The sequence below is a fragment of the Bifidobacterium choerinum genome, assembly GCF_002761235.1.
Lineage (GTDB): Bacteria > Actinomycetota > Actinomycetes > Actinomycetales > Bifidobacteriaceae > Bifidobacterium > Bifidobacterium choerinum.
Map to the genome: position 1 here is coordinate 1,575,876 of NZ_CP018044.1, position 13,718 is coordinate 1,589,593.

Consider the following 13,718-nt stretch of genomic DNA (forward strand, 5'->3'; position numbering starts at 1 on the left):
TGATTCGGTTCTCAGTGGAAGTTGTTCATGGCATCGGTGTCCTTCGGAAGTCTCACGGGGATGGGATGCCCGTCTTTATCCCTAGGGGGCTGATCCGTCCAGCAGGTGGATTTTCTCAGCTTTTTGCATTGCTGTGCCCACATGGGGCCGATCAGACGGCGGGTCTTTTCTTGATTCGCCTCGGTGGGGCCGTTCGGGCTGATCTCCCGTGCGCAGATGTAGTAGATCTTGTTCGATTCCTCGATATTCGATCGGTAGGTTGCGGGCAGGTCATTGATGGTTCGTATGCGGTGTCTTGCCCAGTTGTTCCGTACATGTGCGGAGGATCCGTCGACATCGCCAAGGAAGATCGCAGGACTCCACGGGTCGGTGCCTTGCCGTCGGCGTCCGATGTGCAGGATGTTGATCAGCGTGTAGTAGTCCTTGCCTTCGAGCCTGGCGGAGCATTGGTAGGTTCCGTTGCGCATGAGCAGACTGAAGGAGTGATTCCACGGATTGTTGATTCCGCCACATTGGCATATGAAGAGTTCGGCATCCCCGATACTGCCGTCGTTGGCGAGCGTCGCCGTGAAAAGCACCTCGAATTGTGCGGTTGGCACGTACTGGTCCTGATATCGCCAGAAGAATCGGGTCTCGCCGTGTTGGGCGAGAATCGCGCGTGCGGTTTCCGTCAGTGTGTGCAGTTGCATGTTTCAATCCTTTCCCGCCGCATAGCGACGAAAAGTAGAGCCTTTATTGGTTTTGGTGTTGTTATGTTGTGTGCGGCGGGATTGCGGTACGAGCCAATGCTGGCCTGTGCCGTGCGTCCTCCCGTGCTCGACGACTGGTACTCGTCGGGCGCGGGTGGGGCGCGTTTCCTGCCACGTTCGTCACGCTATATGGCTTCGGTGCATGTCGCGGACCACTCGTGCGACAGGGTGTATTCGGGTGTGATTCTGGTGGCTCGCGCACATGTGCTGACCACCAGAATCACGGTTGCGGTTTATTCGCGGTTGACTTCGATGGTCCAGGCTTGGAGCCGTGCCGGATTGAGAATCGTGGTGTTGCCGTGGCTGTCCGTGATGGTCAGGGTCCTGCCTCGTCGTGCGTGTTTCGACATGGTGTCGAGCAGTGTCGTGGGGTTGGTGTCGTCGGCCAGGTGCCAGACATGCTTCGGCTCCCATGTGATGAGTTCGATGCTCATGGTTGTATCCTTCCCCGCCACGTTCGTGGCGAGTAATCGGGGGTCTGGATCATTGACCCGGTTGCTGGTTGTGGTGGGGTCGCGGTGCCGGTCGTATCCTTGCCGGTTCCGTGCGTCTTCTCCTGCCCGACGACTTGCACTCGTCGGGCAGGAAGAGACGCGTTTCCTGCCACGTTCGTCACGTTATATGGTTTCGGTGCATGCTGCGGACCACTCGTGTGGCCTATGTGTGTCAGATGTGGTGGAGTTCCCATTGCATGAACTGGTGCGGGTTGACGAATACCCGTTCTATGGGTGTGTCAATCGTGGAAGCGGGCATTCGATTCGGCAGCGGTTTGCTGTCGTCGAAGCAGTGCCGGGCGTCCGTTTCAAGCATCTGCCACGTGTGGATCGTGCCGTCCGGGGTCATGGCTTTGAGAATGACCATAATCATAATTCCTTTCCCGCCACGTTCATGGCGAGCATTCGGGGGTCTTGTGTTTGGACCCGTTGTTTTCGCTGTGGCGGGATGGCGGTGCCGGTTGTATTCCTTGCCGGCGCTGTTGCGTCCTTCCCTCGTCCGGCGACTGCTACTCGTCGGGCGTGGGTGGGGGCGTGTTTCCTGCCACGGTCGCATGGTATGCGCGTTTCGTGTGGTCCGCGGTCCGCATGGTGCGTGCGGTCGTGTGGCGCGGTGGCTTTGTATCGGTTTATTGAAAGGTTGTTGGATCATGTCCAATGAGAATCGTTTCGAGATCCCGTTGTATGCGGGGTATTCGTATCGGATCGTCCAGGATGGCTACAACGCGGACCCGCAGTGGGTGTTCGTGGTGCCCGAACCTCGCGGATGCGGCAGGGACGTGGAGTATTACCGTCATGCCAAGGAGCGTGTGGACGAGCTGCTCGACGAGTTGATCGCGTCGAGCGAGCGGATCGAGAACGAGCGTAAGCACAAGCGGGCGGCGCAGTGCCGTCGGGAGCTGGAGCGGATCGGCGGCGAACTCACGGACGCGCCGGCCGTCGGGGGTTCCGATGGTGTCTGAGATCGCCGCGCGTGTCCGTGCGGTTTTCGGACGGATTGCGGATCTGGCGGTGTGGTGGTTCGCGGTGGCGGTCCTGGCGGTGGCGTCGTTGCTGGGCGTCGAGGATCTGGACCGGTGAGGCCCGATGGGAATGAAAAAGGACCGCCGGGTTCATGTGGGTATGGTCTTCGGCGGTCCGAGAAGGAGAGAGGATTCCCGGAACGGTTCGGTATGCGCGTGGATGCGCCGCCCGGCTCGTTCCCGGCTCTTCCCGTCGTTTCAGCGTATCGGGTTGGGTCGTGGATGTCAATGCGGTGTCTTCCGAGAGCGTAGACGGGCCGCGACGGAGACGAATGGAGAGAGAGGAGGACTTATGTCCAGGAAATCAAGGAGACGCCGGGCGGTGGAGGCGGCGAAGGCGCAGCACCCGTCGTCCGGGGGTGGCGCGGATGCGCGGGTGAACGAGGATCTGCTCTTCCCGCCATCGGACGCGACGCCCGGTTCGCGGGGTCGCGAGGCCCGTTCGAAGGCACGGTTCGATATGACGGCGATCATGCGCAAGCCGGTCATCGACCCGTTCGCACGGAAGGAGACGTGCTGATGCGTGGTTCAGGTCCCGATATGGGCTATCCATGTGATGTCGTCCGGGCCCCGAGGCGGGTCCTCGGTCGCGCCGTATTGTCCGAGATGGATGGTGAGCCCGTGCGTCTGGCCGATTACGCCGATCGACCATTGGCTGTGCCCGGCTGTCTGGCCGCGGGGGCCGAGGTCGATCAGGCAGCCGGTTCCCGTGGCGTCGTCGTGGATCTGTATCACGGGGACGACGTCCGTTGGCAGGATGTGGTGGCCGGTTTTCTGGTCGGGTCCCAGCGCCTCGTGGGCCGTGATGACGGACAGCATGAGGCAAGCGTGGTGTTGTGCCGCCCAGGCGTCGCAGAAGCGTTTGATCTTGAGTCCGACGCCTTCACGCCGGTGTTCCGGTGCGACGGCGATGCCTTGGGTGACGGCTACCGCGCGCAGGGTCATCTGTGCGGCGTGTTGGACGCCGTTCGCCATGAAAGTGTCGGCTGTCTGTTCGTCTGGCATGACGAACGCGCCTGCTATGAGGCCGTCTTGTCCCCACGCGCCTATCAGCGTAGGCCGGAACGCGTCGTCGTCGTGGGCGAGGGGCTGTGGCAGGCAGTCGTCCCAGCCATGCTCGATCTGTTCGGACAGCAATGCCCAGACTTCGTCTGCCTCCATCTGCGTTTCGACGGGCCGGATGTCGATGGCGGCGGCTGGATGTGCCGCGAGTACGGGCCCGCCCGCGTCCGTCGTTGGCTGGTGTCCGGCGCGCCGTGCGCGCAGGAGGTTCTTGATTCGTTCGAACGTCGATGCCATGGTGTCGGTTCTACGGGAAAGGGGGCCGCCCATGCATGGCGCGGTTGAGCCGGCTTTGATGCCCGGTAGGGAATGTGTCGGCGATCCAGTGGATGTGGATTCGCTGGTCGTCGCTCCGTCCCGGGATCTGGGTGTCGTCGAATTGTCCGATGCGGAAGGACGCCGACGCAGAGTGGCCGAGTGTTTTGAACGCCCATCTGGAGCCGGGGATGGTGTCGTCGAACGGTATGGGCATGGGCGTGAGTCCCGTGTGCGCGTCGTGGGGTTGCATGATGAGCGGGACCAGCGGTTCAAGGACGTGGTAGCCGCAGCGTCGGTTGAGTGCGTACGCCTGATCGGTGGTCGGGATGCCCGATATGAGCAGAGCGTCGTGCTCACGCGCCCACTGTTCGCAGAAGTACTTGAGCTGCGTTCCGACGTCTTCTGCCCTGTGCTGGGGGAGCGTCGCGATCCCTTGGATCATTACGCGGTATCGTTCGACGGTCTGCGCGCCGTGGTCGCCGGCGCCGGGCCTGTAGCTCTCGGCGTCCTGCTCGTCTGGCATGACGAACGCTCCTCCTATCAGGTCGTCGCCGGCCCACGCCCCTATAAGCGTCGGCCTGAACAGGTCGTGGGTGTCGGCCCCGGGGTATTCGATGCGCTGGTCCCAGCCATGCTCGATCTGTTCGGCGGGCAGGCCCCAGATCATCTGTGCCTCCATATCGTCGCGCGCGATGACAATCCGGACGGTCGCGTCAGGTACGTGCCGCTCGGACCATCGGCGCAGGAGGTTCTTGATTCGTTCGAACGTCATATCGCCGATTGTGCCGGCGGGAAGGGGAAGTGCTGATGCGTGTTGTCGATGATGGTGCGCCGCGCCGGTATGCGCGGTGGCAGGTGCGTCTGATCGTGTCGTCGCCGCCGGACGGCAGCCAGGATTTCTATGTGTCGGTGATGGTGGGCATGCCGTTGCCGATGGTCGCGGTGGAGCGTGCGCGTCTGATGGGCGCGGCGCATGAGCGGGGGAGGCTGAGATGACGGCGGGTACTGCGGAGCGGGTGTATCGTCTGCGTGACGGGCGAGTCACGCCGGCGATGGGCGCGGTGTTGACGTATCTGGCGTTCAGGGCGTATTACGAGGACGGCCGGTGCGCGTGGCCCTCGGTGGACACGATCGCGGCGTCGACGTTCCTGTCGAAGCGCACGGTGACCCGCGCGCTCGGCGCGCTGATCGATCTGGGGTACGTGCGCCAGAACCCGAACCAGGCATGGAACCGGATGGATCCCGAGACGGGCGAGTGGAAGCGCAAGGGGTACAGGACGGTCGTCTATGACGTGCTCACCGAGCGTTTCGAGCGTGTGGAGGACGTGTCCGCCGAGCGTGTCCGTGACGGGCGCGGGGCCGTCGCGGGTCAGGGGCGTCAGAATGTCACCCCTGACGAAACCGTTGGAAACACGCCGTTTGTTCAGGGGTGTCAGAATGTCACCCCTGAACCGGATGCGTCGGGCAGGGGTGACATTGTGACCGGGCAGGGGTGTCACAATGTCACCCAACCAACTAATAACCAACAACTACCCCCTACCCCTACGGGGTATCCCCCCGCAAGCGGGGAGAGCCCCGAAACGGAGCGGGAGGGGGACGGGCCGGATGCGGACGCGTGTCCGGACGCCGAGGCGCGCCGGGTGTGCGACCATCTGGCCGAGGCGCGCCGGGCCGCGTCGCTGACCTGTCCCGAGGCCACGGGCCGTGACCTGCGTGCGGTGGCCCGTCTGCTGCGCCGCCTGCGCGCCGAGGGCGTGGCCGATCCGGCGGCGCGGGCGTGCGCCGCGGTCGACTGGGCGATGGGCGGCGACGGCATGTCCGGCGGCGAGTACTGGCGGCGCCGGCTTCGTTCGGGACGCCGGCTCGCCGACGGGTTCGACGAGCTCGTCGACGACATGACGCTGGCAAGGGGCCGGTCCGGTGCGCGCACGCCGTCGCCCGGCGCGGCGTGCGCCGCCGGGCACCGCGAGGATTGCCCGCATGTGCGCGGCGTCGGCGAGGCGGCCGAGTTCACGCAACGCTATCCGTCGTTCGCGGTGCGCCATGCGCACGACCGCCGTCTGGCCTCCCTGGCCGACGACGGCCTGTCGCAGACGGAGCTGCGCGCGGTGCTGCGCGGCCTGCTGCGCGAGGACGCGCAGGCGCAGCGGGTACAGGCCGAGCAGGCGGCCCGGGAGAAGGCCCGCGTCCAGCAAGAGATCGCGGCCGAACGCGCCCGCCGTGGCGGATCGATGTTCATCGGCGCCCGCGAACGTCGGGGAGGTGCGGCATGAACGCGCTCATGCACGTATGGCTGCGGCTGACCCTGCCGGCGCTGTCGGCCGAACTGCGCTACGGGCAGCGCATCCTCGCAAGGCTGGACGGGCCGTGCGATCCCGGCGAGGCCGGGGTGCTGCGCCTCATGGCGCGCGGCGCGTACGAGACGATCGACCGGCTGCTGGCGGACGTGACGGCCGGCTACCCGAGCGCCGGCCCGTTGGGAAGGCGCGCGATCATCGCCGTGGAGGCGTACACGTCGCGCGTCCTGCGCCGGCTGCGCGAGCAAGGCGGCGCGTCGTGAAGGGCGTGTGCTCGGGGCTGCATCCGCGCATCCAGGACTACATGTGGGGCCCCGACCGGCTCAACGACCCCGCCCGGCAGCGGGCGTTGACGGCCGCCGCGCAGGTGCTGTGCGACATGTGCCCCATCCGCTCGGCCTGTCTGGCTAACGCGATCGGCGCGGACGACCAATACGGCGTGTTCGGCGGCCTGACGGTCAAAGGCCGTCGCACGCTCGCCCGGTTCGCCCAGACCGAGGGCGTCGTGCCCGACGGCAGCGAGCTGTCGCGCAGCAGGTTCGTCGCGTGGCTCGACATGCATCCCGAGGCGATCGACCAGGCCCGCATCGTGCAGACCGAACGCCGTCGCGGCGAACGCGGCGACCGGCGCAGCCGCGCGGTCGAGGCGTTGGGCGGCAGGGCGCGCACGGTCGCGTTCCTGTCCACGCTCTCGGGGGCGGGCAAGACCATCAGCGTGGTGTGCACCGCGTGGGCGTTGGCGTCGGACGGCGCCCCCGTGCGCGTGGTCGACATGGCCCCCGACGGGCATCTGTGCGCGTGGGCGCGCACGGCGGAGCGGTCGGGGCGCACGTTGCCGTTCGACGTGGTCGACGCGGCGGCCTTCGAGGAGTCCGGCGCCGGCCACGACGGGGGCTGGACGCTGCTGGACGCGCCGCACGGCGCCTCCCGGGGCACACGTCGCGCCCTGGAATGCGCGAGCCTTGCGATCCTGGTGTCGCGCACGGACGAGGAATCGCTCAAAGCGACCTGGCAGATGAGCCACCACCTCGCCGTGGCGTCGTCCGTGCTCATCGCCGACGCCGCGGACCGTCGCGAGGGCGAACGCGCGCAGGCATGGCTCGACGAACACCGCCTCGCGCACACCGTGGCGGCCATCGGCCACGACGACGGACTCGCCGCCCTGCCCGAACCGGGGGAGCGGCCGCCGGCCGGCACCGGCTACGGCACCCTGGCGAACGAGCTCAGGGACGTATTCAGAACACACTAGGCATCCAAGGAAAGAGAGAAAACATGGATATCAATACGCCGGTGCTGGACCGTTCCAGACTCGACCGGATCGACCGCGAGGAGCGTCCGCGCGTCCCGCTGCGCCTGCCGCTGCCGCTGCACCACGCCCTGTCCGAGCATGCGTACGCCGCGGGGATATCGCTCAACTCGCTCATCGTCTCCGTGATCCGCTCCAGGCTCGACCGGGCCGCGGGCGCCACGGGCGGCGTCGGGCCGCGCCGGCAGGCGGCGCCCTGCGCCACCGTGCGCATCGGCGTGCGCATGCCCGCCGCGCTGTGCGCGCGGCTGGCGGAACACGCCCGCCGCCAACGGTCCAGCGTCAACGCGCTCGTGACCGACTGGCTGCGCGACGACCAGCCGGCGCTCGGCAAGCCGGACGCGCACGCATCGAAAGGAGTTGATCGGCGGTGATCCGTGAGGGTTCCGAGGTGTGGCTGTATGTGATCCTGTGGCTGATGATGATCGCCGCGGCGGCGAGCTGCCTCGGCATGATCGTCGCATTGGTCGGCCGCGCCGATCGCGTTAGCCAGACAGGCCGAGCGGATGGGGGTGTGTTTCGCAAGCGGCTGCGTTCGGAGCGGCCTGTGAGCACGGATCCGGGGACGCTGCCCAAGGCGCAATTGCGTGAGCCCGGTATCTTCGACCATGACAATGATCCGATGCATGATTGTATGGAGCAGTATGAGTTCCGCATGAGCCGGCGTGCGCATGGTTTCGACATGGGCTTGTCCCTGGTGCTCACATGCCTGTCGTTCGCGGGGGCCCAGGGCGCGTTGCCCCAGCTTGCGCCCAATTGGTGGGTTGATGTATGTTGCAAGTGACCCGGGGCGGGAAAGGGGTGGTGTGCCCTAGTGTCATAGGGCAATGGCGAATTGCTGTAGTCGCTTAGAGAAAGGCAACCTCATGTCAAATGGGAAAAACAAGGTTGAACGCATCGATGCATGGTTGGTGCGTCACAAGCTGAAGGATCCGTTCCTTCCGATGGGCCAGTATATTAGTTATTTGGTGATAATTGCATGTTTGTTTTGTACGTTCATTGGGCTGCTGATGCATGCATATGCGCTCATTTCGCATTCGGATTCCGTCGAAGGCAAGGCCGTCTCGACGGTGTCTATTGCATTTGCCATAGCGGTTTTCTTCATGATACGTCAAGTGAAATGTGATTCCTATAATCTGATGATGAGATTCGTGACGGCGGGTGCCGCGGTGTGGTATTGTGTGACATCTGGCATTGTTCTGGTGTACGTGTCTTTGGCTTCCCCTGAAGGAAGGGACCGGCAATCTCTTGGCCTCATTGCGGTCTACTGTTTCGTGCAAGGATGCTTCGCCGCCTGGATGTTCGCGAAGCTGTGGAGGGCAAAGGGCAACGAAAGCGTTCAGCGATACACTGGGAAGTGGAAATTCTATCAGTACTTGATGCTGTTCTTCGGCGCGGTCAGTTATTTGGCGGATATCTGTTTTCATGTTGCGTTGCCGAAGGCGTTGGTTGAATCATTCGTGGCGCTAATGTGCCTCACGCAGGCGCAAGACCTCTATTCCATGGGTGCGATACCCCGAAGCGCAGCCGAGGATCGTTGAGGGGGGGTGCAGGGGCTTGGGCCGCATGCTTTCGACATCGCTCCCATCCGTCCGGCGCCGACGCGGCCCGGGTGCCGCATCCCTTATTGCTCCAGCGTCGAACCGGTGATATAATTAGTTATATAATTATATAACTATATGTCTTTTGGAGGTGGTCGCCATGCGGTTCGGTGACGTCGTTTCGTTCGCGTTGTATGCGGTCGTGGGTTTCGTGGTGTTCTCCGTCGCGGTCATCGTCCTCGCCGATCCCGTCGGGTCCTTGCTCAAGGTCGGCCGGTGGGCGTGCTATGCGGGAATCGGATGGTTCCTGTTCCAGGGCAATTGGTTCCTGGTCGTGTTGTGCGGCGTGGGCGCCGTCGCCCTGTATGTGCTCAAGCTGTTCAACGACGACCGGCGGGGCGTGGGCGGCGAGTGACTCCCGCCACCCATGTACGGCGGTGCGCGTCAGTCGTGCCGGAGCCGTGGGGCTTTCAGCGGTTCATGCCGTGTGCGTCCTTGCCCGGTATGGCGTTCCAGGGCGCCGTCATGTCGAATGGTGTGGCATGCGTGGCGGTGTCTTGCCATATCGGAGTGAGCGCCTGCTCGTATCTGGCGTGCAGCACGTGCCTGTGGTATTCGCGTTGCCGTTCGTCCATGACGCTCAATCCGTATGCGCGCTCTGGGACGGCCGCGAGGATGTCGTCGAGATGGTCCGGTTCCCAGCGTTGCATGAACCTGTCGAGCGCCTGCACGCAGTCGTCGTCGCCGCTGCGCATGTATTTGAATGGGGCGATGGGGCGGCCGCGGTCGTCGTGGTAGCAGGAGCGCACGTCGAGCGCGTCCTGTCGTATCCTGTCGGGGTCGTCCAATGCCCTGCCGATCGCGGCGGCGGTCTTCTTGTTGTTCAGGGAGTTGCCGTTGTCGTAGACGGGGGCGAGCGTGAACGCGTGTTCGCGTCCGTGGTCGATCAGCCCCCAGTCGGTGTTGTCGCGGTCGATGTTGCGTATGAACGCGTCGGTGACGAACATGTCCCAGAACCGTTCGACGACCCCCTCGGTGCCGGAGAGCTCGGGCACCCTGTACAGCGCGGCCCTCGCGTCGGCGAGGTACACGATCCGCCGGCCGTGGGTGGTGTCGGGCGACGACGAGGATGGCAGGTCGTCCTCGTCCATGTAGTTCATGAGCTGCGCGAACTCGACGAGGCGTTCGCCGTCCGCGACGAAGTCGCGGCACGCGCACACGATCCTGCCGTCGCGCACCGCGAGTCTGGTGTCGTGCACGGGGATGCCGAGGGCCGAGTAGATGTGCGAACCGAGGTACTCGGACAGGGGCGCGGTGGTGTATGAGGGGACGGATCCGGCGAGGCGGCGCGTGGCCGCGGGGTATTTGAGCAGCCAGTTATACCCGTCGGCCGTCACGCCGATCTTGCGTCCGGCTTGGCCGCCGTAGTAGCGGCGGGACAACGGTGCGCCCTCCATGTTCATGACCCGGTCCATGCCGTCCATGATAACCGGGCGGCGCGGCCCGGCTATCGGATACCGGCCGTGGAGCGAGAATGCTTGCAGACATGCGGTGAGAATGACGCGGACGACGGGAGGGGACGGGAAGGCGCAACATCGGCATGCCGCTTCGCTTCGTAGTGGGGTGTGCGATAGACTGCGGAGCATGAGGCTGCATATCAATAACATCGGTGCCATCAGGGACGCGGACATGCGTCTGGAGGGCATCACCGTCCTGACCGGTGAGAACGGCACGGGGAAATCCACCGTATGCCGCACCTTGTTCGCCACGGTCAAAGCGCTGCGCAAAGGTTCGGACGACGTGCGCAGATCACGCCGGCGAAGCACCTATAACCTGCTTGTGGACTACCTCATGCGCGGCGACCATGCTTTTGAGGATATGCCTGAATCGTCCCTTTCGGAAACTGCGGACGCCTTGGTCGCCATGCTCCCCGAGCAGGTGGATGACTCGTCCGTCGCGGGTGTAATCGACCGGTCGCTCCCGTCGGATGGGCCCGATGACGAGGCAGAGAGGGCGCTCCTGATGGATCGTCTGCGCAAGCGCCTGTCGTTCAGCGATGAGGAGGTCCTCAGGCAATTGCGGGGCGATGTGCTGCGCGGGGAACACGTCTCCGGACGCGGCGCCCGCGGCGCTGACGGGTATGCGGAAGTGGAGTTCCCGGGGCGTCCCCTTACCCGGTTGACCGTGCAGGGCGACGCGACCGTCAACCCGCGCCCGGAGAATCCCCTGATGGGATTGACGACGGACGTGACCATGCTGGACGATCCGCGGCTGTTGGACAGGGCCGGCGTCTCCTCGTTCAGGAGCGCCTTCTGGGGGAGGGGGGACGCCCATGCGTCCGACTTGGCCGAGAAGATACTCTCCCGGGGCGAGACGGATGCCGTCACCACCTTGGCCAACAACGATTCCATTGCCGGCGTGCTGAATGCATTGCGCGACCACGCGGGAGGCGACCTCATCGTTGACCGCTACGGGTTGAAATTCAAGGAGGACGGCCTCGGGCGCGATCTGGACATGCGCGACGTGTCGGATGGGCGCAAAACGTTCATCATGCTGCTGCAGCTGCTGTCCGGCAACCGGGTCGGTGAGGATGACGTGCTCATTCTGGACGAGCCGGAAATCCATCTGCATCCCGCTTGGCAGCTTGATCTGGCGGAGATGCTGGTGGAATTGCGGCGCGCGTTCCATCTGACGATCCTCGTGAGCACCCACAGCCCCTATTTCCTCGAAGCATTGGAAACGTACACCGATCATCAGGGGATGGCGGATGAAACGTCCTACTACATGATGCGCAGGCAGGACGGCGTGTGCGTGTGCGAGGACGTCACCCACCGGCTTGAACAGGCGTATGGGCTGCTTGCCGCGCCATTCGACCGGTTGGATGATGAAACGGGGATGCGATGACGCGCGGCAAGAGCGGGCGCAGACCGCGCTCGTTCGCGCGGCTGGTGCGATCCAATCGGATGCTGAAAGCATGCCGCACCACGCTGCGTGCGGCGTCACGGGACGAGGACAATAAACAGGAGCTGTCCGGGCTGGACGTGGACGCCGTGAACATGGACGCCGTAAAGACACGGTGGCTCAACCAGTGCGGATGCACCGACCATGTGCTGAAGTCATCCGATGCGCTTCTCGCGATAGGCGACACGGTGTACCTCATCGAGTTCAAAGCCGGCTCCCAGAAGAACGTCAAAGCGCATGATGTCCGGGAGAAGGCGATCAGCTCCCTGCTGGTGCTCTCCGACCTCACCGGATGGACCTGCAAGCAGATGCGGTCCCATGTCGAATACATGTATGTGCATCCTTCCCGGACCCGCATCGGGAATCGGGTGCGGGGCAAGGCGAAGGGCGACGACGGCGGGAACGAAGAGAAGGGGATCGCCGAGTTCCTGCGCCTCGCCGAGGGATCCCTGTTCCGCAGGGGGCACATGCTTTCGGGCACCGATTTCGATAAGTTCGTGAACCAAGCATTATTATGAGGACGCGGCCGGCGTTCATCGCTAAAGATGTCCCGGGGTGTTCGAGAGGCCGTCGCGCCGATCCTGCGTCCGGTCTGGCCGTCGTGGCGGCGGCGGGACAACGGCGTGCCGCCGCCGGATTCTTCCTTGGGCTGGCGGGGGCGCCGCTCCGGAACCGTGGGGTTTCAGCGGTTCATGCCGTGTGCGTCCTCGCCCGGTATGGCGTTCCAGGGCGCTGTCATGTCGAATCGCGGTTCGTCGTGTACGTCGTCGGGGCCCGTGACGTTGATCGAGTCCACGTCGGCGCCCAGCCGGATGATCTGGCCGTCGAGCATGCGCATTAGCGCTGTATAGTCGCCCTGGGTGATCGTCGTGCCGTCCGTCCGGGGTGCTGCGGGGGTGTTCGGGCCGCCAGTGCAGCAGCTCCTCGGCGACGATGGCCTCGAGCTCTTCGGGGTCGGTGTCCTGCACGCTGATCCAGACTAGGCATTGCGAGCCGTGCGGCGCGTCGGCGGCGAAGCACACCTCCTCGCCCCACCGCCGCATCTCGATGGGCGCGGCGGATCCTTCATGCAGGTCGAGCCGTTCGCGTTCGAGGATCGCGGACGCCCTGCGGGAGAGCTCGACCGCCTTCGTCGAGGCCTGGGTCTCGTCGAGCCCGACCGGCTCGTAGCCGTGCGTCCGCCAGTACGCCTGCCATGCGGCCGGGTCGTGCGCGTGGCCAGTGCTGGTCGGGTCGGCCGGCGTGCGTTCCCCGGCGCTCATCGGACTGCTCCGTGGACGTCGGGCGCGGCCGTCGGGACGGCGGCCATGTCCGGCATGGCGGAGATGCCCGCGTCCCGCGTGTCCTCGTGGTCGTCGAACGCAGCGGTCCAGTCCCGCTCGCCGCCGAGGTACACGTCGCCGAGGTAGCCGGTCTGGTCCCATGTGCTCATCGTCGCCCCGTGTTCGTCGCGCCATTCGTGGCGGCGGTATTCGCGGATCTCGTACACATCGCCGGCGGCCCAGTCGTTGAGCAGGTCGAAGTCGTCCTGCGCGGTGCCGTATCCGGGCGCCGCGGCGACGACGAGCCGGGCGTCGTCGATCCAGAACTCGCCCGCGTCCCATCCCCGTTCACGGTAGTCGTCCATGATGCGGCGCGCGGCCTCGTCGTCGAACGCCTGTTCGCTGGTGAGCTTCGTGTAGTCGAGGCCGGGGGTGAGCCCGTCGAACAGGGCGTCGCGGATGGCGGCCCCGTGCCCTGCCGCCACCGCGTAGGGGCCTTCGCCGCCGCGCGCGTTGATCTGGACCACGGCGCACACGTCGTCCTTGTCCAGCAATGGGTTGGGTACGGGCTCCTTCATGTGGTCTAGCGTGATGACGCGGTCGTATGACGGCTGTTCGATGTCGTATACGCCGCTGAACGCCTTGAGCGTCTCCTCGTCGATCGCCATGGCGTCTCCTTTCGTCGGTCCTTGTGCGTCCCGGCCATTGTCGCATCCGGCGCCGCGGGGCGCGGGCCACCCCGCGGCGCGCCGGGCTTGCTAGTTAA

General features: G+C 65.1%; 21 protein-coding genes. 13 read left to right on the forward strand and 8 right to left on the reverse strand.

Annotated features, from left to right (window positions below):
• Nucleotides 1-11 precede the first annotated feature (11 nt).
• The 3 genes from BcFMB_RS06310 to BcFMB_RS06320 form a co-directional block, all read right to left on the reverse strand.
• Nucleotides 12-689: a DUF6037 family protein gene (locus tag BcFMB_RS06310; RefSeq protein ID WP_099721307.1), complete on the reverse strand. Its 678-nt coding sequence runs from the start codon at nt 687-689 to the stop codon at nt 12-14.
• Between the two features lie 293 nt (nt 690-982).
• Nucleotides 983-1,183, reverse strand: a complete 201-nt coding sequence (locus tag BcFMB_RS06315) for a hypothetical protein (protein ID WP_099721308.1) — start codon at nt 1,181-1,183, stop codon at nt 983-985.
• A 232-nt stretch (nt 1,184-1,415) separates the two neighbouring features.
• Nucleotides 1,416-1,610, reverse strand: a complete 195-nt coding sequence (locus tag BcFMB_RS06320) for a hypothetical protein (RefSeq protein ID WP_157775156.1) — start codon at nt 1,608-1,610, stop codon at nt 1,416-1,418.
• 283 nt (nt 1,611-1,893) lie between these two features.
• On the opposite strand from BcFMB_RS06320, the gene BcFMB_RS06325 reads away from it, so the two are divergent.
• The 3 genes from BcFMB_RS06325 to BcFMB_RS06330 all read left to right on the forward strand — a co-directional run bounded on the left by BcFMB_RS06325 (nt 1,894) and on the right by BcFMB_RS06330 (nt 2,785).
• Nucleotides 1,894-2,205, forward strand: coding sequence for a hypothetical protein (locus BcFMB_RS06325; RefSeq protein WP_099721310.1), 312 nt, complete (start codon nt 1,894-1,896; stop codon nt 2,203-2,205).
• Nucleotides 2,195-2,323, forward strand: a complete 129-nt coding sequence (locus tag BcFMB_RS09970; RefSeq protein WP_257790232.1) for a hypothetical protein — start codon at nt 2,195-2,197, stop codon at nt 2,321-2,323. Before BcFMB_RS06325 ends, BcFMB_RS09970 begins: the two co-directional genes overlap by 11 nt.
• 264 nt (nt 2,324-2,587) lie before the next feature.
• Nucleotides 2,588-2,785, forward strand: coding sequence for a hypothetical protein (locus tag BcFMB_RS06330; protein WP_033518263.1), 198 nt, complete (start codon nt 2,588-2,590; stop codon nt 2,783-2,785).
• Nucleotides 2,786-2,793: 8 nt separating this feature from the next.
• Here the strand turns inward: BcFMB_RS06330 and BcFMB_RS06335 are convergent, their stop codons facing one another.
• Nucleotides 2,794-3,564: a GNAT family N-acetyltransferase gene (locus BcFMB_RS06335; RefSeq protein WP_157775159.1), complete on the reverse strand. Its 771-nt coding sequence runs from the start codon at nt 3,562-3,564 to the stop codon at nt 2,794-2,796.
• Between the two features lie 10 nt (nt 3,565-3,574).
• The gene (locus tag BcFMB_RS06340) at nt 3,575-4,357 is read right to left on the reverse strand and encodes a GNAT family N-acetyltransferase (RefSeq protein ID WP_099721312.1); all 783 of its coding nucleotides are present in this window, start codon (nt 4,355-4,357) and stop codon (nt 3,575-3,577) included.
• Nucleotides 4,358-4,392: 35 nt separating this feature from the next.
• Between BcFMB_RS06340 and BcFMB_RS06345 the strand changes: the two genes are divergently transcribed.
• From BcFMB_RS06345 to BcFMB_RS06375, 8 genes are all read left to right on the forward strand, one after another.
• Nucleotides 4,393-4,581, forward strand: a complete 189-nt coding sequence (locus BcFMB_RS06345) for a hypothetical protein (protein ID WP_099721313.1) — start codon at nt 4,393-4,395, stop codon at nt 4,579-4,581.
• Entirely contained in the window at nt 4,578-5,858 is a 1,281-nt protein-coding gene (locus BcFMB_RS06350; protein ID WP_099721314.1) for a helix-turn-helix domain-containing protein, read from the forward strand. Before BcFMB_RS06345 ends, BcFMB_RS06350 begins: the two co-directional genes overlap by 4 nt.
• A complete protein-coding gene (locus tag BcFMB_RS09575) occupies nt 5,855-6,145 on the forward strand; it encodes a hypothetical protein (protein WP_033518771.1) in 291 nt (96 codons plus the stop codon). The genes BcFMB_RS06350 and BcFMB_RS09575 overlap by 4 nt, the downstream gene beginning before the upstream one ends.
• Nucleotides 6,142-7,131, forward strand: coding sequence for a WhiB family transcriptional regulator (locus BcFMB_RS06355; protein WP_157775162.1), 990 nt, complete (start codon nt 6,142-6,144; stop codon nt 7,129-7,131). Before BcFMB_RS09575 ends, BcFMB_RS06355 begins: the two co-directional genes overlap by 4 nt.
• Nucleotides 7,132-7,154: 23 nt before the next feature.
• On the forward strand, nt 7,155-7,562 hold the full coding sequence (locus tag BcFMB_RS06360; protein WP_099721316.1) for a hypothetical protein: 408 nt from the start codon (nt 7,155-7,157) through the stop codon (nt 7,560-7,562).
• Nucleotides 7,559-7,972, forward strand: a complete 414-nt coding sequence (locus BcFMB_RS06365) for a hypothetical protein (protein WP_099721317.1) — start codon at nt 7,559-7,561, stop codon at nt 7,970-7,972. The genes BcFMB_RS06360 and BcFMB_RS06365 overlap by 4 nt, the downstream gene beginning before the upstream one ends.
• Before the next feature lie 82 nt (nt 7,973-8,054).
• Nucleotides 8,055-8,729 carry a hypothetical protein gene (locus BcFMB_RS06370; RefSeq protein ID WP_033518309.1) on the forward strand — a complete coding sequence of 225 codons (675 nt, stop codon included), beginning with the start codon at nt 8,055-8,057 and terminating at the stop codon, nt 8,727-8,729.
• 160 nt (nt 8,730-8,889) lie between these two features.
• Complete coding sequence (locus BcFMB_RS06375) at nt 8,890-9,144, forward strand: hypothetical protein (RefSeq protein ID WP_099721318.1); 255 nt, start codon at nt 8,890-8,892, stop codon at nt 9,142-9,144.
• A gap of 55 nt (nt 9,145-9,199) precedes the next feature.
• Here BcFMB_RS06375 and BcFMB_RS06380 read toward each other — a convergent pair whose 3' ends face one another.
• Complete coding sequence (locus BcFMB_RS06380; RefSeq protein WP_157775165.1) at nt 9,200-10,204, reverse strand: HipA domain-containing protein; 1,005 nt, start codon at nt 10,202-10,204, stop codon at nt 9,200-9,202.
• A gap of 169 nt (nt 10,205-10,373) precedes the next feature.
• Here BcFMB_RS06380 and BcFMB_RS06385 point away from each other — a divergent pair, with 169 nt between their 5' ends.
• The gene (locus BcFMB_RS06385) at nt 10,374-11,633 is read left to right on the forward strand and encodes an AAA family ATPase (protein WP_157775168.1); all 1,260 of its coding nucleotides are present in this window, start codon (nt 10,374-10,376) and stop codon (nt 11,631-11,633) included.
• Complete coding sequence (locus tag BcFMB_RS06390; RefSeq protein ID WP_099721320.1) at nt 11,630-12,208, forward strand: hypothetical protein; 579 nt, start codon at nt 11,630-11,632, stop codon at nt 12,206-12,208. The genes BcFMB_RS06385 and BcFMB_RS06390 overlap by 4 nt, the downstream gene beginning before the upstream one ends.
• A 164-nt stretch (nt 12,209-12,372) precedes the next feature.
• Here BcFMB_RS06390 and BcFMB_RS09580 read toward each other — a convergent pair whose 3' ends face one another.
• The gene (locus BcFMB_RS09580; protein ID WP_157775171.1) at nt 12,373-12,528 is read right to left on the reverse strand and encodes a hypothetical protein; all 156 of its coding nucleotides are present in this window, start codon (nt 12,526-12,528) and stop codon (nt 12,373-12,375) included.
• 420 nt (nt 12,529-12,948) lie between these two features.
• Complete coding sequence (locus BcFMB_RS06395) at nt 12,949-13,620, reverse strand: hypothetical protein (RefSeq protein ID WP_099721321.1); 672 nt, start codon at nt 13,618-13,620, stop codon at nt 12,949-12,951.
• Nucleotides 13,621-13,718: the final 98 nt, after the last annotated feature.

What these genes read in the sequence shown, in the direction of transcription:
- BcFMB_RS09575 (WP_033518771.1), top strand. Translation starts at nt 5,855, where the DNA reads ATGAACGCGCTCATGCACGTATGGCTGCGGCTGACCCTGCCGGCGCTG.
- BcFMB_RS06325 (WP_099721310.1), top strand. Translation starts at nt 1,894, where the DNA reads ATGTCCAATGAGAATCGTTTCGAGATCCCGTTGTATGCGGGGTATTCG.
- BcFMB_RS09970 (WP_257790232.1), top strand. Translation starts at nt 2,195, where the DNA reads ATGGTGTCTGAGATCGCCGCGCGTGTCCGTGCGGTTTTCGGACGGATT.
- BcFMB_RS09580 (WP_157775171.1), bottom strand. Translation starts at nt 12,528, where the DNA reads ATGCGCATGCTCGACGGCCAGATCATCCGGCTGGGCGCCGACGTGGAC.
- BcFMB_RS06395 (WP_099721321.1), bottom strand. Translation starts at nt 13,620, where the DNA reads ATGGCGATCGACGAGGAGACGCTCAAGGCGTTCAGCGGCGTATACGAC.
- BcFMB_RS06345 (WP_099721313.1), top strand. Translation starts at nt 4,393, where the DNA reads ATGCGTGTTGTCGATGATGGTGCGCCGCGCCGGTATGCGCGGTGGCAG.
- BcFMB_RS06380 (WP_157775165.1), bottom strand. Translation starts at nt 10,204, where the DNA reads ATGGACCGGGTCATGAACATGGAGGGCGCACCGTTGTCCCGCCGCTAC.
- BcFMB_RS06350 (WP_099721314.1), top strand. Translation starts at nt 4,578, where the DNA reads ATGACGGCGGGTACTGCGGAGCGGGTGTATCGTCTGCGTGACGGGCGA.
- BcFMB_RS06370 (WP_033518309.1), top strand. Translation starts at nt 8,055, where the DNA reads ATGTCAAATGGGAAAAACAAGGTTGAACGCATCGATGCATGGTTGGTG.
- BcFMB_RS06385 (WP_157775168.1), top strand. Translation starts at nt 10,374, where the DNA reads ATGAGGCTGCATATCAATAACATCGGTGCCATCAGGGACGCGGACATG.
- BcFMB_RS06340 (WP_099721312.1), bottom strand. Translation starts at nt 4,357, where the DNA reads ATGACGTTCGAACGAATCAAGAACCTCCTGCGCCGATGGTCCGAGCGG.
- BcFMB_RS06315 (WP_099721308.1), bottom strand. Translation starts at nt 1,183, where the DNA reads ATGAGCATCGAACTCATCACATGGGAGCCGAAGCATGTCTGGCACCTG.
- BcFMB_RS06310 (WP_099721307.1), bottom strand. Translation starts at nt 689, where the DNA reads ATGCAACTGCACACACTGACGGAAACCGCACGCGCGATTCTCGCCCAA.
- BcFMB_RS06360 (WP_099721316.1), top strand. Translation starts at nt 7,155, where the DNA reads ATGGATATCAATACGCCGGTGCTGGACCGTTCCAGACTCGACCGGATC.
- BcFMB_RS06375 (WP_099721318.1), top strand. Translation starts at nt 8,890, where the DNA reads ATGCGGTTCGGTGACGTCGTTTCGTTCGCGTTGTATGCGGTCGTGGGT.
- BcFMB_RS06390 (WP_099721320.1), top strand. Translation starts at nt 11,630, where the DNA reads ATGACGCGCGGCAAGAGCGGGCGCAGACCGCGCTCGTTCGCGCGGCTG.
- BcFMB_RS06320 (WP_157775156.1), bottom strand. Translation starts at nt 1,610, where the DNA reads ATGGTCATTCTCAAAGCCATGACCCCGGACGGCACGATCCACACGTGG.
- BcFMB_RS06335 (WP_157775159.1), bottom strand. Translation starts at nt 3,564, where the DNA reads ATGGCATCGACGTTCGAACGAATCAAGAACCTCCTGCGCGCACGGCGC.